This is a genomic window from Campylobacter concisus, assembly GCF_002913745.1.
Classification (GTDB): domain Bacteria; phylum Campylobacterota; class Campylobacteria; order Campylobacterales; family Campylobacteraceae; genus Campylobacter_A; species Campylobacter_A concisus_R.
In genome coordinates, this window is the sequence record NZ_PPCG01000056.1 from 23,300 (window position 1) to 37,966 (window position 14,667).

At 40.7% G+C, this 14,667-nt stretch carries 14 protein-coding genes; 6 read left to right on the forward strand and 8 right to left on the reverse strand.

What is annotated here, in order from left to right; all coding sequences use genetic code 11:
• Nucleotides 1-16 precede the first annotated feature (16 nt).
• The 7 genes from CYO90_RS07350 to rpsU form a co-directional block, all read right to left on the reverse strand.
• Entirely contained in the window at nt 17-808 is a 792-nt protein-coding gene (locus CYO90_RS07350; RefSeq protein WP_103579026.1) for a DUF2314 domain-containing protein, read from the reverse strand.
• Between the two features lie 353 nt (nt 809-1,161).
• Nucleotides 1,162-1,659, reverse strand: coding sequence for a YajQ family cyclic di-GMP-binding protein (locus CYO90_RS07355; RefSeq protein ID WP_103579027.1), 498 nt, complete (start codon nt 1,657-1,659; stop codon nt 1,162-1,164).
• A gap of 3 nt (nt 1,660-1,662) precedes the next feature.
• A complete protein-coding gene (locus CYO90_RS07360) occupies nt 1,663-2,592 on the reverse strand; it encodes a D-2-hydroxyacid dehydrogenase (RefSeq protein ID WP_103579028.1) in 930 nt (309 codons plus the stop codon).
• Between the two features lie 2 nt (nt 2,593-2,594).
• Entirely contained in the window at nt 2,595-3,776 is a 1,182-nt protein-coding gene (locus tag CYO90_RS07365; protein WP_103579029.1) for a glutathionylspermidine synthase family protein, read from the reverse strand.
• Between the two features lie 2 nt (nt 3,777-3,778).
• Nucleotides 3,779-4,396 (reverse strand): UPF0323 family lipoprotein, encoded by a 618-nt coding sequence (locus CYO90_RS07370; RefSeq protein ID WP_103579030.1) that lies wholly within the window; start codon nt 4,394-4,396, stop codon nt 3,779-3,781.
• Entirely contained in the window at nt 4,393-5,025 is a 633-nt protein-coding gene (locus CYO90_RS07375) for a DNA-binding protein (protein ID WP_103579031.1), read from the reverse strand. Before CYO90_RS07375 ends, CYO90_RS07370 begins: the two co-directional genes overlap by 4 nt.
• Nucleotides 5,026-5,128: 103 nt before the next feature.
• Entirely contained in the window at nt 5,129-5,341 is a 213-nt protein-coding gene (gene rpsU / locus CYO90_RS07380) for a 30S ribosomal protein S21 (protein WP_009294994.1), read from the reverse strand.
• A gap of 144 nt (nt 5,342-5,485) precedes the next feature.
• Between rpsU and ccoG the strand changes: the two genes are divergently transcribed.
• The 6 genes from ccoG (at nt 5,486) to CYO90_RS07410 (ending at nt 13,493) form a co-directional block, all read left to right on the forward strand.
• Entirely contained in the window at nt 5,486-6,811 is a 1,326-nt protein-coding gene (gene ccoG / locus CYO90_RS07385) for a cytochrome c oxidase accessory protein CcoG (protein ID WP_103579032.1), read from the forward strand.
• Between the two features lie 30 nt (nt 6,812-6,841).
• Nucleotides 6,842-7,468, forward strand: a complete 627-nt coding sequence (locus CYO90_RS07390; protein WP_103579033.1) for a TetR/AcrR family transcriptional regulator — start codon at nt 6,842-6,844, stop codon at nt 7,466-7,468.
• A 107-nt stretch (nt 7,469-7,575) separates the two neighbouring features.
• Nucleotides 7,576-8,736 (forward strand): efflux RND transporter periplasmic adaptor subunit, encoded by a 1,161-nt coding sequence (locus CYO90_RS07395; RefSeq protein ID WP_103579034.1) that lies wholly within the window; start codon nt 7,576-7,578, stop codon nt 8,734-8,736.
• Nucleotides 8,737-8,746: 10 nt separating this feature from the next.
• Nucleotides 8,747-11,872, forward strand: a complete 3,126-nt coding sequence (locus tag CYO90_RS07400; RefSeq protein WP_103579035.1) for an efflux RND transporter permease subunit — start codon at nt 8,747-8,749, stop codon at nt 11,870-11,872.
• Nucleotides 11,862-13,244, forward strand: coding sequence for an efflux transporter outer membrane subunit (locus CYO90_RS07405; protein ID WP_103579036.1), 1,383 nt, complete (start codon nt 11,862-11,864; stop codon nt 13,242-13,244). Before CYO90_RS07400 ends, CYO90_RS07405 begins: the two co-directional genes overlap by 11 nt.
• 21 nt (nt 13,245-13,265) lie before the next feature.
• Entirely contained in the window at nt 13,266-13,493 is a 228-nt protein-coding gene (locus CYO90_RS07410) for an ATP-binding protein (RefSeq protein ID WP_103579037.1), read from the forward strand.
• A 127-nt stretch (nt 13,494-13,620) separates the two neighbouring features.
• Here the strand turns inward: CYO90_RS07410 and aqpZ are convergent, their stop codons facing one another.
• Entirely contained in the window at nt 13,621-14,292 is a 672-nt protein-coding gene (aqpZ, locus tag CYO90_RS07415) for an aquaporin Z (protein ID WP_258030690.1), read from the reverse strand.
• Nucleotides 14,293-14,667 lie beyond the last annotated feature (375 nt).

The following is a 14,667-nucleotide window of genomic DNA, read 5'->3' on the forward strand; positions in this document are numbered from 1 at the left end:
AAATTTACACAAAATGCTATTTAAGCACCTTTGCGATTTCGCTCCAGCCTATTTGCTTAGCAAGCTGGGCTGCGGTTTTGCCACTTTTTGTGCGGGCGTTTTTGCTAGCACCATTTTCTAGCAAAAGATTTACGATCGTTAAATTCCCAGCAAGTGCCTCGTGGTGAAGCTGCGTAAAGCCAAGCTCATCGGTGTCTGCGACCATGCTTGGATGCTCTTTTATATATTTTTCAACCTGATCACGCATATTTTTGCTCATCGGATGCTCTATCAAATTTTCTGGATGCTCTTTTTGCTCGAAAACTACCAAAATATCTTTAAAATCGCCAAAATCAAGCCCCCAAGCCGCGTCATGCTCAGCTAGCTCATCTTTTTGCATGCGTGAGCGCATCGCCTGCACGCTAAATCCGCCATAAGCACGTCCATCTATCGCAAAGAGCCAGTCGCTCATATCGGTAAATTTTGCGCTTATTTGATCGCCAACTTTGACGTTTTGCACGCTATCTGGCTCATTTACGAGCGTGCCATATATCGTCTCGCCGTCAAATTCAACGTCATTTACCCACATGTGCTCGCCAACTTCTTCGCCATTTATGACGTCTAAAAAGCAAATTTTTACCATCGCATAATCAAGCATAGGCGCGATCCTGCGGCGCTCCCAGTAAAGCTCACGCCAAAAATACTTAAAGCTCTCACGAGCGTGCTCAAATGCGTGCTGCATGTAGTCTTCGTCGCTACTTACAAAATAGATCGGCATCTGCTCGCCAAGGTCTATTTGCTTACCAAGTATTTTCTCAAAAAAGCCCATTTTTACTCCTTTTTAGAATTTAGATAGATCAAATTTAAATAAAACAATAAGGCGAAATTTCATCCACGAATACGCCAAATTTTAGATACAAAATCATGCGAAATTTTAAATGTAAAAGTCACGCAGCTATTTCACAAATTTAGCCTGCAAGTCTGCAAGATTTCACTATAAAAACCATGCGACGTTTTCGCAAAATTAGGCGAGGCGATTTAAATTTTTGTGACGGGAGTTACCGAGTTGGTAATGACCGAGCAAAAATTTGAATCAACGACGTATAATAAAGCGAAAATATGCGATATAGCCTGCGGAGCGAGAATTTTTCTAGCTCATTTAAAGGCGCTCACGAGAAGCCATTATTTTAGGTTTTTAAAGCTTATCGGAAGCTCTAGGTTTAGCCCCCTAACCAGCTTTATACACTCCTGCAGATCGTCTATGCTTTTGCTTGTCACTCTGATCTCTTCACCCCTGATCTGCGCACTTACTTTGATCTTTGAGTCCTTGATAGCCTTGGTGATCTTTTTTGAGTTTTCGCCGTCAAGAGTGTCGTTTAGCTTTAGCGTTGCCTTTAAATTTCCCCCACTCGCTGGCTCTCTTTTTGTCTCTGTGATCGCCACTGGTGGGATGTTGCGCTTGATGAGCTTTGAGATCACGACATCTTTTAGAGCGTCGATCTTGTTGTCACTTGAGCTAAGAAGCGTGATAAATTTCTCTTTTTCATTTAGCTCTACTTCAGCCGCAAGCCCCTTAAAGTCATACCTCGCAGCGATCTCTTTTTTAGCCGTCTCAAGAGCGTTTTTAACCTCCATCATATCGACTTCAGCGCTTATATCAAAGCTATGTTCGCTTGCCATTTTCTATCCTTTTATAAATTCTTCTATATTTTTAACTATCAGTGAAATTAGCCGTTTTCTAGCCTCCAAACTGCCCCATGCTACGTGCGGCGTGATGAGTAGATTTTCTTTGTTTTTTACATTTAAAAATGGGCTATTTTTGCTCATTGGCTCGCTTTCTAAAACGTCGGTGCCAAAGCGTAAATTTCTCTCATCTATCGCCCTTGCCATCGCTGCTTCATCCACTATGCCGCCACGTCCTAAATTTAGCACTATCGCCTCATCTTTTAGCAAATTTATCTCGTTTATGCCTAGTAAATTTCTAGTCTTTTCATTTAGCGGTGCGTGGATGCTGATGATGTCGCTGCTTCTTAATAGCTCATATAGGCTTTTTTGCTTAAATTCGCTATTTTTATTTGCTCCGCTTGTCGAGTAGTAGCTAACGTTTGCGCCAAATGCACGTGCTGCCGCCGCCACGCCGCATCCTATCTCGCCAAGTCCGATGATGCCAAATTCTTTGCCAGCGATCTCGCTGATATCTGCACCAAGATAGGTGAAAATTTCACTCTTCATCCACTCGCCACTTTTTACGTAGTGATCGTAAAATTTGATGCGATTTGTTAGCTCAAAAAGCAAGGCAAATGTGTGCTGAACGACGCTTGGGGTTGAGTAGCCAGCGACGTTTTTAACAGCTATGTTTTTAGCTTTTGCGTGCTCTAGATCGACATTATTCATGCCAGTTGCGCTTATGCAAATAAGCTTTAAATTTAGCGCATCCATCACGGCTTTGTCGATGACGACCTTGTTTGTGATGACGACGTCAACGCCCTTTAGACGTGGCACGACCTCTTCGCTCTTGGTTTTTTGGTAGCTGATAAACTCGCCAAATTTCTTAAAAACACTAAGATCAACGTTTTCTCCAAGCGTTGCCGCGTCCAAACAAACAATCTTCATCTTTAGTCCTTAATGAAATGTCCTACAAATTTAGAGTAGTTATCTAAAATTTTGCCGCCTTTTCTATATCCAAGCGCGCATGCCTCATAAGCGTAAAATACCCCTGCTTGGTAACTCTCGCCTTTTTCGTCTTGGTTAAACTCGTAAAATTCTTGATAGATGGCTTTGTTTGAGTCGTATTCGCCATCATTGCTTGCTATTTGTGCGCCGTTTTCATCGTATATAGAGACGTTTGCACCTTCTCTACCAAATACCGGCTTTTTCACATATTTTTTGCCTTTTAGTGGCTCATTTGAGGTCTCAAGCAAGAGCGGGTGATTAGGATATAGATCCCAAAGGATTTTTAATATCCCTTTGCTTTGGAAAAGCAGCGTGTAGGCTGGATTTATGATGATAGCTTTTTGATTTTTGACAATGTTTGAAAGTATCAAAGCCAGCTCGCCCTCATCGATAGCTATGCTCTCCCAAGGCACTAACTTGAACCAATACTCGAAATTTTCATCACCTTTAAAAATGCCCTCATCATCGTTAAAAACGACCTCATCAACGTAGGCAAAGTCTGTTTCAAAGCCAGCCTCTTTTGCGATGTATTGCAGTAGTTTTACGGTCTGCTCGTCCTCGATACTGCCTGCGATGCTGCTAAAGAGTATCCCCCAGCCCTCGTAAAGCTCGTCAAAGTCCGCATCCTCGTCGCCAAGCGTAATAAGGCGTTTGAAATTTTGCTTTAGCGACTCGTAAAGGTCGTTAAACTGGGCTGCTTCGTCCATGTGATTTAGCTTTAGCATAGCCCACTGGATGATCGCCGTCTCAAAAACTGCCGTTGGCGTGTCAGCGTTAAATTCAATGAGCTTTATAGGCTTACCATCAAGCCCGCCAGCTAGGTCAAATCTGCCATAAAGGTGCCAGTGAACGTCATTTTCCCAGCTATTTTTTATGATATCAACAAGGTTAAATGGTATGCCTATCTCGTGAAAAAGATTGTTGTCGATCACGTGCTGAGCGGCATTTACATACATATCATATAGCTCGTTTGCCGCCTCGTAGTAGGCATTTGCCTCTTTTTCGCTTACTTGCACGATCTCATCTGCGATATACGAGCTATTGTCGTTATCTGTATGCCATGCAAAGCCGATTTTCTCCATAAATTCGTTGTTTAACGGGGTGATTTTTCTTAAATTTATCATTTTCAGCCTCCAAAGCTTGATGAGCTAGAGCCTGACTTTGAGCCACCACCGAAAAATCCACTCTTACCGCCACTGCTTCTTGCAGCAGAATTTGCCGTTTTTTGCTTGTTAAAGCTATCGACACTTCTTGTATAGGCACTTGGATTTTTATATGTGCTTTGGCGATTTGCTTGGAAATTTTGGTTGCCAAATAGCTTACTGCCTATCCAGCTACCAAGTATCGCGCCAGCTGCTGAGGCAAGGATCGTCTCGCCAAGGCTTAGCCCACCGCTACTTAGCTGTGCATCGCTAGTTCTTGTCAAATTTGAAGTGTTGTTGTCGATCTTTGCGTTTGCTTGAGCTAGAAGCTTATCGATCTCGTCTTTGCTTAGCACACGCTCAGTGCCGTTCATATCTTTTAAAACGACCCTAGTTTCGGTACTTGGATACTCTTCTAAAATTTTATAAACGCCAGGTGCGCTCTCCTCGATGATGACAAAGGCGCCATTTTTTTGCGCAACTTCGTTTAGTGCGTTTTCATTGCCGCCATCGTCGCTTCCACAACCAGCAAGTCCAGCCATGATAATGGCACCAAATCCTCCAACCGCAGCATATGTTGCTATTTTTTTAATGTGTTTCATATCTCTCCTATCAACTCTTTTAAATTTTTATGTCTTCTAACAAGTATCACACCGCGTTTAAATTTGATAAATTTGGAGTGATGTATCGCTTTTATTATCTTTTCACTGATCTTTTTTGTCGCTTTTGGCTTTAAATTTAACTCCTTTAGATATTCGCTTAAATTTATCCATTTTGACTCGTCCTCTATCTGCGCATCTATCGCCACTTCGTTTGCGGCACTTTCATTTTTAGGTGCTAAAAGTGGTCTTTGCATAGCATTTAGAAACTGCATGAGCTTCTCGTCTCTGTCCTTGTAAATTTGCAAAATTTCATTTTTTCGCTCGATGAGCATCTGCTCTTTTTCTTTAAAGAGCCTATCTTTATCGGCTTGTAAGTTTAAATTTAAGCTCTTTAGCTCATTTAGCTCATTTAACAAATAGCTTACAAACTCGTCGTTTTGGGATTTAGTTTTTGTGCTTTTTGGGGCGGTTTTTGTAGGTTTTTCGCTACCTGGCTCCTCGTCAAGGATGACAAATTTTGTGCCATTTTCAATGACCGTTTTTAACGAGCCTCGGCGGATTCTATTATAGACTGCTTCTTTTGTTATGCCTAAAATTTCTGCAGCTTCATTTACAGCTAGCTTTTGCATCGGATTTCCGTTTAAAATAAAATAAAAAAATTGCTTTGATTATAAAAAAATAAGGCTAAAAGAAGAGTTAAACAAAGAGAGCAAAGCCCTCTTTGTCTTGGTTTTAGAGTCTTGACTCGTAGCGTCTAAGCATATAAAGACGTTTAAGCATTTTCTTGCGAGCTGCAATTTTTTGTTTCTTGCGGATCTCAGTTTTAGGCTCAAAGAAGCGTCTAGCTCTTGCTTCAGTTACTACTAAGTTACGGTCAGTTTGTTTTTTAAACTTTCTGTAACCCTCGTCAAATGACTCGTTAGGATGTACCTTAATACCAGGCAACGTCCTCACCACCTTTCAGATTAAAATAAGCCGTGAGTATAGTCTGTTTTTTATAAATTTAAGCTTTTTAGGCAAATTTAAAATATTTAATACTTTTTTAATAACCTAAAATTTATAATCTTAAAATTTAAAAAAAGGCTCACCATGTCAAAGGATCTTCATCTTAGCTACGCCAAGAGGCGTTACATTTTTTTTGCCTGTATCACGTTATTTGTATTTATTTTGCCATTTATCAGGATAAATGACGCGCAGCTATTTTTGCTGAGCTTTGATAAGAGCAGAGTCGATCTATTTTTTACAAAATTTGATATGCAAGAGCTATATTTGATGCCGTTTTTGTTTATCACTTTGTTTTTAAGCATATTTTTCCTAACGACGCTTGCAGGGCGTGTCTGGTGCGGTTGGAGCTGTCCGCAGACCATTTTTAGAGCGGTCTTTCGTGACCTTTTGCAGACTAAAATTTTAAAGATCAGAAAAAACATCCAAAACAAACAAAATGAGCCACAAGGTCAAATTTTTAAGCGTGCATTAGCAGTTGGAATTTGGTGCGTTTTAGCTCTCATCATAGCTGCAAATTTCTTGTGGTTTTTTGTGCCGCCACTTGATTTTTTCGCTTATCTAAATGATGCAAGCGAACATAAAATTTTACTTGCGTTTTGGCTTAGCATCGCTGCTTGGCTAGTCTATGACGTGGTCATTTTAAAAGAGAATTTCTGCGTCTATGTCTGCCCGTATGCGAGGGTGCAGTCAGTTATGTTTGATAGCGACACGATCCAAGTCATCTACAATCAAAAACGAGGCGGCGTCATATATGATGGCAAAGAGAAATTTAAAAAGCCAAAAGAAGAAGGCGCGCTTTGTACTGGATGCGAGGCGTGCGTTAGGATATGTCCGACGCATATAGATATAAGAAAAGGCATGCAGCTTGAGTGCATAAACTGCCTTGAGTGTAGCGACGCGTGTGCTAAAGTGATGGGGCATTTTAACGAAAGCTCGCTTATAGAGTGGAGAAGTATAAATTCTCAAAATGAAAATAAAAAGGTGAAAATTTTTAGATTTAGAACGGTTGCTTATCTTGTCATTTTGTGCGTAGTTTTGGTAGCTGCGGCACTGATGAGTAGTAAAAAAGAGAGCATGCTTTTAAATATAAATAGAACAAGCGAGCTTTACAAGGTTTTAGATCAAGGTGAGGTTGAAAATTCTTACGTATTTTTAGTGCAAAATACCCAAAGCAAGGATCATAAATTTTACTTTGAGATAGATGATAAAAGCATAGAAATTTCTCGTCCAAATAAGCCTTTTACGCTAAAAGCTGGCGCGAAACAAAAGGTCATCGTCACACTAAAATCAAAAAATGAAAACACAAGTGAAAAAGATCTTTTAAAACATATAAATATAAAAGCTTACGCCACCGACGAGCCAACTATCAGCGTGCAAAGAGCTAGCACCTTTATCTATCCTAAAAGATGATAAAATGGCGAAAATTTAGCGAGAATTGAAATGGCGATCTCAGAAAAAGGCAAAAAACGATACGAGCTCATCGTAAAAACAGCACTTGATCTATTTTTAAAAAATGGCTACGAAAAGGCAAGCCTTAGCGATATCGTGGCGATAAGCGGCGGTTCGCTTGCTAGCATTTATACATTTTTTGAGAGCAAAGAGGGGCTTTTTCAAGCGATCATCGAGCAAGAGATAGATGACTTTATAAAAGAGATCGATGAAAAAATAGATCTTAAAATTTCTCACAGCTTGGAGGAGTTTTTAACCAAATTTGCAACTATCATCCTCTCCATCGTCTGCACCAAAAAAAGTGTCTTGCTTAGCAGAACCATGATAAGCGAGAGCTCTAAAAATGGTGGCAAGCTTGGCAGGGTATTTTTGGATCAAATTTTAAACAAGATCGACCTTGTGCTTATAAATTTCTTTGAAAGAGATGAGATAAAAGCACAGCTTAATCCAAAATTTCCAGCCAAATTTGCTGCAAAATGCTTTATAGAAAATGTAAAGGGGTCACATTACTACAACGCTCTCATATTATACGAGGAGCCAAAACTAAGCAAAAAAGAGCGTGAAGAGCACGTTGCTTTGTGTGTTGAACTATTTTTAAATGGCATCATTAAAAAGTAGAATTGACTTTTAATTTATATTTAGTTATAGTCAGTGACTTTTATAATTTGTAATGAAAATTACAAAACTAAAATTGGGATTAAAATTTAAAATTAAGAGAGGTTTTTATGTTGAAATTTAAGAGTTTTCTTGTGCTTTCAGCTGCCGTTTTTTTGCTTTCTGGCTGCTTTGAAAGTGGCGACAAAAAGGCTGCTACAGGCCGCCAGATGCCAACATCTCATGTTGATATATTTGTTGCACAAAAAGCAGATGTGCCCATTAGCTTTGACTACACAGCCACGGTTACTAGTAACCAAGATGTCATCATCTATCCAAAGGTTGGCGGCACGATCATAAAGCAGTTTTTTAAGCCAGGCGACAAGGTTAAGGCTGGAGAGAAGCTATTTCTCATAGATCCAGAGAAATATCAAGCTAGCTACGACTCACTTGATGCCTCTGTTGGCGTGGCAAATGCAAATTTAAAAAATGCCGAGACTGAGTTTAAAAGAATTTCTGCCCTTTATAAGAAAAATGCAGTCTCTCAAAAAGACTACGACGCAGCCGTTGCAGCTTACGACATCGCAAATGCAAATTTAGTAAGCGCAAAAGCAAATTTAAAAAGTGCAAAAATAGATCTAGGATACACAAGCATAGTGGCTCCATTTGACGGCGTAGTGGGCGATAACTTAGTCGATGTTGGCTCACTTGTAGTAGCGAGCCAAACTCAGCTTGTAAGGCTAACTAAGATAAATCCGATCGAGGCTGACTTTTACATCGCAGACGTGGATAATCTAAGCAGAAAAGCAAATTTAGATAGTGGCGCTTGGCAGCAACTAAATAGCGAGGCTGTTTTAAATTTAAACAATGAAGATTTCACTGGCAAGGTGACATTTATAGATAATGTCGTAAATACCGCAACTGGCAGCGTTTTGGCAAAGGCTAGCTTTGATAACAGCGAGGGTAAAATTTTACCAGGTGCGTTTGGCCATATAAAGATGAGCGGTTTTGTTCAAAAAAATGCCTTTAATATCCCGCAAGTCGCCCTTCAACAAAGCGCTACAAACTCTTATGTTTTGGTCGTGAAAGATGGCAAAGTAGGCCAAAAAAATGTAAAAACTAGCTACCAAACAAAAGATATGGTCGTAGTGACTGAGGGTCTTGAAGAGGGCGATAAGATAATAGTTAATAACTTCCTTAAAATCGGAGTTGGCGCACCAGTTGAAACTGATAAAGACCTAAGCGCAGAATTTATAAATGGCAAAGACGCAAACGCTACAAAAAGCAAGTAAAGGCAGATAGATGTTTTCAAAATTTTTCATAAATCGTCCGATATTTGCAACCGTTATATCTATCATCATAGTTATAGCAGGTCTTATGGGCATAAAGGGGCTTCCGATAGAGGAGTATCCAAGTCTTACTCCGCCTACTGTCTCTGTAACTGCGACATATAGCGGTGCTGACGCGCAGACTATTGCCGACTCAGTTGCAAGTGCGATCGAAGATCAGATAAATGGTGTTGAAAATATGCTTTATATGCAAAGCACATCAAGCTCTGCTGGTACAATGAATATAAGCGTATATTTTAAGATCGGCTCATCGTCAAAACAAGCTACGATAGATGTAAATAACCGCGTCCAAGCTGCCCTTTCAAGGCTACCTCAAGAGGTGCAAAACATGGGCGTAACGGTGCGTGAAAGAAGCGGCTCGATCCTTCAAGTAGTTGGCTTTACAAATCCAAATATGAACCTAGTTGAGCTATATAACTATGTAAATTTAAACATCGCCGACGAGATCAAAAGAGTAAAAGGTATCGGCGATACAGCGCTCATTGGCAACAAAGAGTACTCAATGAGAATTTGGCTAAACCCAGACAGACTTGCTCAGCTTAAACTAACTCCAAGCGACGTCATCTCTCAAGTAAAAATTCAAAACTCACAATACGCAGCCGGCAAGATCGGCGAGCAGCCATCAAAAGGTGAAAATCCTTATGTTTACTCGGTTGTTTCTGAAGGTCGTTTTAAAGATCCAAAGCAGTTTGGCGAAATTTTGATAAAGAGTGAGGACGGCAGCGTCGTAAAACTAAAAGAGGTCGCCACTATCGAGCTTGGAGCTGCTAGCTACGCATCAGATGCTATGCTAAATGGCAAGCCAGCAGTGCCACTTTTGCTATTTTTGCAAAATGATGCAAACGCACTTGCAACTGCAGAGGCAGTCGCTGCAAAGCTTGAAGAGCTAAAGAAAACCTACCCAGTTGGTCTAGAGCACACCATAGCCTACAACCCAACTGAATTTATCACCGTTTCAATCAATGAGGTTATCAAAACTTTCATTGAGGCGATGCTACTTGTTCTTGTCGTAATGTACTTCTTCTTAAAGAGCTTTAGAGCCACCATCATACCGATGCTCGCCGTGCCAGTCTCTATCATAGGTACATTTGGCGGACTTTATATCATGGGCTTTAGTATAAATTTGATCACGCTTTTTGCCCTGATCCTAGCCATCGGTATCGTCGTGGATGACGCAATCATCGTTATAGAAAACGTCGAGAGAATTTTGCACGAAGATAAAAATATAAGCGTAAAAGATGCGACATTTAAGGCTATGGAGGAGGTACAAACTCCAGTTATCTCTATCGTGCTAGTACTTTGCGCAGTTTTCGTGCCTGTATCTTTTATGGAAGGCTTTGTGGGCGTTATCCAAAAGCAGTTTGCGCTAACACTTGTCGTCTCTGTTTGTATCTCTGGCTTCGTCGCTCTTACGCTTACACCAGCACTTTGTGCGGTTATGCTTAAAAAGCAAGAGAACAAGCCATTTTGGATCGTTCAGAAATTTAACGACTTTTTTGATTTTAGTACCAAAATTTTCACAGCAGGCGTGGCAAAAATTTTAAAACACGTCATTATCAGCTTTATAGTCATTGGCATCATGGGATTTGCAACGTATGGGCTATTTCAGAAAGTGCCAAAAGGGCTTGTGCCTTCAGAAGACAAGGGTGCTTTGATGGTTATCACCTCGCTTCCACCTTCTACAAATATGCTAAAGACTAAAGAAGAGGTAAAATCTATTAGTAACGCCATTTTGAGCAATCCAAATGTCGAATTTGCCATGGGCTTTGCAGGTTATGATATGCTCGCTAGCTCTCTTAGAGAAAACTCAGCCATCAGCTTTATCAAGCTAAAAGACTGGAATGAAAGAAAAGGTGCAACGGACGGTGCAGATGCCTTGGCTGGGCAGTTTAACGGCATGCTTTGGGGCTCTAAAAACTCAATGACCTTTGTTGTAAATTTACCTCCTATCATGGGCCTATCAATGACTGGTGGCTTTGAAATGTACCTACAAAACAAGAGCGGCAAGAGCTACAACGAGATAGAGGCTGACGCTAGAAAGGTAGCTGCAGCAGCAAATGCAAGGCCTGAGCTACAAAGCGTAAGAACAACACTCGAGACGAACTACCGCCAGTTTAAGATAACAGTTGATAAAGAAAAAGCAAAGCTATTTGGCGTAAGCGAGAATGAAATTTTCAGCACCATAGGCGCATCTTTTGGCTCTTACTACATAAACGACTTCAACCTTGCAGGCAAGTCGTACCGCGTATATGCAAGGGCAAGCGATAACTTTAGAAACAACCCTGAGGATCTAAGAAAAATTTTCGTCCGTTCAAAAGATGGCGGCATGGTGCCACTAAATTCGGTCGTAACGCTTACAAGATCGATCGGACCTGATATCGTCGATAGATTTAACCTCTTTCCATCAGCTAAGATCATGGGCGATCCAAAACCTGGCTACACATCAGGCGATGCGATAAGAGCGATCCAAGAGGTCGTAAATGACACTCTAAGTAGCGATGATTACTCTATCAGCTGGGCTGGAACGGCATATCAGGAGGTAAATTCTCAAGGAACAGGCACAACCGCCTTTATCTTTGGTATGGTCTTTGTCTTTTTGATCCTTGCCGCTCAGTACGAAAGATGGCTCATCCCACTTGCTGTTATCACTGCCGTGCCGTTTGCGGTATTTGGCTCGTTGCTTGCTGTTTGGTTAAGAGGGCTAACAAACGATATCTACTTTGAGATCGGACTCTTGCTTCTAATCGGTCTAGCGGCCAAAAACGCCATCTTGATCGTCGAATTTGCCATGCAAGAGCGCGAGAGCGGAAAGAGTATATTTGACGCAGCTATAAACGCGGCAAAACTTCGCTTTAGACCTATCGTCATGACATCTATCGCATTTACTCTAGGCGTTTTCCCGATGGTTATAAGCACAGGTGCTGGCGCTGCATCTCGCCACTCACTAGGAACTGGCGTGGTTGGCGGTATGATCGCTTCTACTACGATAGCGATATTTTTCGTGCCGTTGTTTTACTATTTGCTTGAAAATTTAAATGAAAAATACTGGAAAAAGGGAGCAAAAAAAGATGAAAAATAAGGCGTTTATACTTATAACAGCAGCATTTTTGGCTGGTTGCTCGTTTCGTCCAGATATGCCAAATGTGGATACAAATTTCACCTCAACATATAGTTTTGAAACAAGCGATATAAGAGATCTTTGGTGGAAGGAATTTAAAGATGAAAATTTAAATATTCTTGTTGAAAGTGCGCTTGAGAAAAATACAAATTTACGCATTGCGTATTTAAATCTCCAAAAAGCAAAGGCGAGCCTTGGCGTTGCTGAGGCTGACTTGCTCCCTGGGGTAAATTTAAATGCAAGTTATACCAAAGCAAAAAGCAGTGGTGAAACTTACACCAAGCAGCCTCAAACACGTTATAGAAGTTCGAGCATAAATTTAGGGCTAAACTACGAGATAGATCTCTGGGGTAGAGTAAGAAATAGCGTGCTTGCAGCTAATGAAAATTTAAATGCGAGCAAATTTGACTATGATAGCGCCAGACTAAGCCTTAGCTCAAGTGTGGCAAAAAGCTACTTTGCTCTAGTATCGCTAAACATGCAAGAAGCGGTGCTAAAAGAGACACTAAAGACCTACGAAGATACGTTAGCACTTCGCAAGACGCAGCTTGATCTTGGTAGCATAAACGAGATGACCTATCTACAAAGCAAAGCTGAAGTGGAAAAAGCAAAAACTAGCCTAACTTCAGTGCTAAACTCAAAGTCACAAGCGCTTACTTCACTTGCCATTCTAACAGGTAAGAGCAATGATGAAATTTTAAAAGGAGCTGTTGCTAGTTCACAGACCTTGCCGGCTTCGCCTGAGATAAGCGCTGGCATAAGCTCAGATGTTTTGCTTAGAAGAAGTGACGTGGCAAAGGCACTGGCTGATCTAAAAGCGACAAATGCACTTGTTGGTGTGGCAAAGGCTGATTATTTCCCTACGATCTCGCTTACTGGGCTTTTTGGCTTTGCTAGTGAGGATTTTAATAGAATTTTCATAAGTAGTGCTAGTGTTTGGAGTCTTGGGGCTGGTTTGTCACAGAAAATTTTTGACTACGGCAGAACAAAAAATAACATTCGTATCGCCGAGACAAACGAGCAAATCGCAGCCCTCACCTATGAAGGCACGGTAAAAACTGCACTTGGAGAGGTCAGAGACGCCCTTATATCAAGGCAAAATGCAAAGCTCTCTTTGGATCAGGTGAAAAATTTGCTACAATCGCAACAAAAAATTTATTCGCTCGCCAAAGATCAGTATGACGCTGGCTACATCGGACACCTAGAGCTTCTTGATGCACAGAGAAATTTGCTTCAAGCAAAGCTTCAAGACGTCTCAGCAAAGCTTGATGAGGTAGATAGCGCGGTTGAAGTTTACAGGGCTTTTGGCGGCGGATTTAAGCTAGAAAAATAAAATTACAAAAGGAGAAAAGCAGTGAGTAAGATCTTAAATTTCTTATTTTCTTGGGGATTTTTTGTTTTTGCCATCGTTCTTGGCGTGGCATTATGGTTTGCGATAAATTACGTCGATACGATTAGACTTGAGTCTAGTTTTTATGATATCGGCGAGATATTTATGATGGCAGCTGTCTTTGGTATCGTTTTTTACCTAGTTGCAGCGATATTTATCATACCTATTAGGGCGATGCTCAAAAAAGCCTAAAACCTCTTTTCATCTAAGAATTAAATTTCTTAGATGATCCCCCAAAATATCTTATAAATTTCTTTTTACTTATTTAAATTTCAAAGAGTAGAAAGGGCGAAGACCGCCCTTGAAGTATAAAATTTAATTATTTTGCGCTTTTGCAGCAGCCGCATGTGCAGCCTAAAATCCTATAAATGATAGCTCCTATGATCGCTCCAACGATAGGCGCAACCCAGAAAAGCCAAAGCTGCTCTAATGCCCAACCGCCCTGGAATATCGCAACGCCAGTTGAACGAGCTGGGTTAACTGATGTGTTTGTGATAGGTATCGAGATAAGGTGGATAAGTGTCAAACCAAGGCCAATAGCGATCGGTGCAAAGCCTTTTGGTGCACGCTCATCAGTTGCACCTAAGATGATGATAAGGAAAAACGCAGTTAAAACTACCTCAGCAACTAGCGCTGAAACTAGGCTGTAACCATTTGGTGAGTGCTCGCCGTATCCGTTGCTAGCAAAACCGCTCGCAGCAGCGTCAAATCCAGCCTTACCAGATGCGATGAGATATAGCACGCCAGCAGCCCCGATCGCTCCGATAACCTGTGCGATGACGTAAGGCACGAAGTCTTTTTTGTCAAATCTTCCGCCAACTAGCAAGCCAACCGAAACAGCAGGATTGAAGTGACCGCCGCTGATGTGACCAACTGCGTAAGCCATCGTAAGAACTGTAAGACCAAAAGCAAACGCAACGCCTACAAAGCCAATACCAAGCTCCGGAAAAGCCGCAGCAAATATCGCACTACCGCAATCTCCAAAAACCAACCAAAACGTGCCAAAAACTCGGTTAAATATCTTTTCATCTCTTCCCTTTTAGGTAAATTTAAAAACGGGCGATTTTAGCAGAAAGTTGTGACTTTTACAAAATATTGTAAAGATAAAGTTTTGGGGTATTTTTTAATATTAACATTATGCAAAATTCAAATTTTTCTTGTGGTTTTTATATATCACACTGAAAGAATTTAGTATTTTTCCTATATAACAACAAAAATATTTTTTTGCGTTCTAAGTTAAGTACCAAGACAATAAACCCTTTTTATTATAATTTCTATTTTATAAAACATTCAAATCCTTAAGAAAAACAATTAATATTAAGAGTAAAATAGGCTTTTTTAGACCAAATTTCGCAAATGACGTATC